The organism is Burkholderia sp., assembly GCF_018375725.1.
Classification (GTDB): Bacteria; Pseudomonadota; Gammaproteobacteria; order Burkholderiales; family Burkholderiaceae; genus Burkholderia.
Genome location: NZ_JAHACR010000418.1, coordinates 1 through 2,865 on the forward strand (window position 1 = coordinate 1; position 2,865 = coordinate 2,865).

A 2,865-nucleotide genomic window follows, 5' to 3' on the forward strand; every position below is an offset into this window, starting at 1 on the left:
CGCATCGATCGTCGCCCGCTCGGTCGCAAGATTGACCGAGACCCGCGTGACGCCCGGCACGGCGGCGAGCGCCTTTTCGACACGACCGGCGCACGACGCGCAGGTCATGCCGCCGATGTCGAGATCGACCGTCACGCTGGCGGGGCGGGATGGAGGCGGCTGGACGGCGACGGGACGCGGCGGTGCCTGCGGCGCCGTGCCGGCCGTCTCGGCGGACGTTTTCTGCATGACCGCGTGATAACCGGCCTGCACGACCGCATCGACCAATTGCGCGGGCGCGACCGTCTCTTGCGCGATCACGGTTGCGGATCGGCCGGCCAGGTCGACCGTCGCGTCGACGACGCCCGGCACGCCGGCCAGCGCGCGCTGCACGCGTCCGGTGCATCCGCCGCAATGCATGCCGTCGATGGTCAGCCCGAACGTGTTCAGGGCCGCCGATGCATGGAGTGCTGTCATGTGGGTATTCCAAAAGCGCGAACTGTGCCGCAAACATGCCCAGTATTGACATTCCCATCATGGGAAGGTCAAGCGGCCATGCCGGGATACCGGATTTCGCGACAAGAGTCGGTGCAGGGAGATGCCAAAATCGTATCAAGAAACCGGCATTTTCCTGATGCGCGCCTTGTTTTCGTCCGGACGGCGGGGCGCGAATCTGCTGCCGGGCCGGTTTGCCGTCGATGTGCGCCGAACCGTACGCGGCCGGACGGCGAGCGTCGCACCTGCGGAGTCGCGGCCTGGCGATGCGCAGCGATGCCTGAGGTCGAAAAAGATGCCCGCCGGGCGGCGGGCAATCATGATGCGCTGGGTTGTCCTCGTCGCGCGTCCGCGCTGACGGCGCTTATTGCCAGGCCGGCGCCGGCGTGATCTGCGTCGTGTAGGCGGTCGACGGCAGCAGCGTGATGTTGGAGATTCTCTGGTTACCGTAGATCTCGGTCGATGTCCCGAACGTCACGCCCGTCACCGGCACGACGACCGATTGACCGTCGGTGCGCGAGGCCTGGACCACGATCGACTTGCCCGGCACGAGCGTTGCGGTGACGTTGGACGTGTTGTAGATCATCCGCTGATTGGCGAGTGTGCCGGTCGCGCTCAGATAAGGACTCAGGATCGGCAGGTTCTTGTAGTACTTGTTGTACTTGGTGAACGTCGCATTCAGCAGATCGCCCAGCAGCGTGCTCGTTCCGTTGTATGCACGCAGGTTCGACTGATGGAACATCATCGGCCGGTTGTCATACGTGAGCAGATAGACGGCGAGCTGATCCGACACTTTGTCGAGCACCTGCGCGTAGGTCAGGTTATAACCCCACCGCGTCGGGTCGATCCCGTTCGCACCGTAGAAGTAGTTGTATTCGGCGACCCACTCCGACGGTTGCGACACGTTGTAGAACAGCGCTGTCGCGTATCGCGGCACCTCGAATATCCGCTGGTTCACGCAGTTGTACTTGCCTGCGTTGAATGCCGGCAGCGGCCATGCCACGCCATTGTTGCTGGTCGGGCAGCCGGTCGTTCCGACCGGCGGGGTCGGCTTCGAGCTGTCGGACACGAGCACCTGCGTCCCGAATGCCGTCAGCGCGCCGAGCGTCGTCGGGTTGTACAGCCCCGAGATCTCCGGTGTCACGAGCGTGCTGGCATTGAACGTCGTGAACCTGAGCTTGTTCGCGACGGTCAGGTTCTTCTGCATCTCGGTCGTCACTTGCGCGGCGGTCGTCGTGAACGGCGGATCGAGCAAGGCGTGGTCGTATGTATGGCTGATCCATTTGAAATTGCCCTGTGCCGCGGCAACCTGCGTCGACAGCGAATCCGTGCCGCTGGGCGGGTAATCGCCTTCCCCGCCGTACTTGGTGCTGAAGCCCGAGCCGTTGAACGCCATCGAGATCTTGACTGCCGAGGCATTCAGCGTCGTCAGGTTCACGAGCGATTGCCAGAGCGCGATGTTGCTGAAATCCGCGCCGGTCATCCGGTATTCGCAGGGAGTGAGGCCCGTCGACCGGCTCGTCGACCCGAGCGGGCATTGGCCCGCCGGACTCGTGTTCGTCACCGCGCCGGTGCGGACGTCGTACCAGAGGCCCGTGGAATCGGACTGCGCATACGGGAAGATCTCGTCGGGAATGCCGATATCGTCGACTTGCGGATCGATGTACACATGCCGGGCGCCGAGGAACAGGCCGCGCGTCAGCCAGTTCGCGACACCGTAGGACAGGGTGATCGAATGCGTCAGATACTGGCTGTTATCGAACGTCAGCGACAGGGTCTCGCGCGATGTGCTGTCGCCGGTGAGCGGTGCCGTGTTGCTGAAGAGGCAGGTCGCGCCGATCGAATACGTCGTATTGCCCGGGCCGGTCGCCTGCAGGACGGGCGTGACGGTCGTGCCGGCCGGCAGCGGGCTGGCCGGCGACGCGAAATAGGTCCACGCGTTCGAGATCGTCAGCGGATTGAGCGCGGTCGTGCCGGCGTTCATGTAAGGGAAGATCGATTGCCCGGCCAGGGTCAGCACCGACGACAGCGGCGTCGCGGTCGTGTCCTGGTAATTGGCGTACTGCAGGCAGCCGCTGTCGGCCGGCCACGTGTAGAAGCTCGCGAGTCGCACGTTGTACTTGAACTGGTACCGCGCGAGCGTCTGCGCGAGCGCGCCGCCGGCGAACGGGTTCATGTACCGGTAGTCGCTGATGGGCAGGACGATCGCCTGGTACAGCGCATGATTGCCCGTTTCGAGTGCGGGCAGCGTCGGATTGTTGGTGTCGTACGAGTAGACCGTATACGGGATGCCCACCCGATCGAGGATTGACTGGGCGGCCGCCAGTTCGGGGGTGCTCCCGGCCTGCTGGCTGGTGATGATCAGGACCTTCAGGTCGATCTGGGCATCGG

Annotated in this window: 2 protein-coding genes; both read right to left on the minus strand. The window is 64.4% G+C overall.

Annotated features, from left to right (window positions below; translation table 11 throughout):
- Nucleotides 1-456: cation transporter (locus KH616_RS23740; protein WP_292253501.1), on the minus strand; the 456-nt coding region annotated here is incomplete at its 3' end.
- Nucleotides 457-838: 382 nt separating this feature from the next.
- The coding region (locus tag KH616_RS23745) for a hypothetical protein (protein ID WP_292253502.1) at nt 839-2,865 on the minus strand (2,027 nt) is incomplete at its 5' end.